The following is a 347-nucleotide window of genomic DNA, read 5'->3' as shown; positions in this document are numbered from 1 at the left end:
TTTTATTCGATGTTGGCTCCCCTGACACTGTTTATTGTGTTATGTTTCATCAATATCCCCTCGGCCATTGTACTGCTGGTCTGTGTGCCGCTGATCCCCGTAGCGATTGCGGCGGTGCAGACCTGGGCGAAAAAGCTGCTCTCCAAATACTGGGGGCAGTACACGGCGCTGGGCGATACCTTTTTAGAGAATTTGCAGGGCTTGACCACCCTGAAAATCTATCAGGCGGACGAGTTTAAGAACCGGGAAATGAACGTGGAGGCTGAGAAGTTCCGCAAGATCACCATGAAGGTGCTCACTATGCAGCTTAACTCCATCACCATTATGGATTTGATCGCTTACGGCGG

Annotated in this window: 1 protein-coding gene; it reads left to right on the top strand. The window is 50.7% G+C overall.

The genetic code is table 11. The features are described 5' to 3' along the window. Positions 1-347 (top strand): ABC transporter transmembrane domain-containing protein (locus tag DPQ25_RS14470; protein ID WP_242978410.1); only part of this gene is annotated, 347 nt, incomplete at both ends.

The organism is Hydrogeniiclostridium mannosilyticum (assembly GCF_003268275.1).
GTDB lineage: Bacteria > Bacillota > Clostridia > Oscillospirales > Acutalibacteraceae > Hydrogeniiclostridium > Hydrogeniiclostridium mannosilyticum.
Note: the sequence above shows the minus strand (reverse complement) of the source record. Positions and strands in the feature narration are given on the sequence as shown.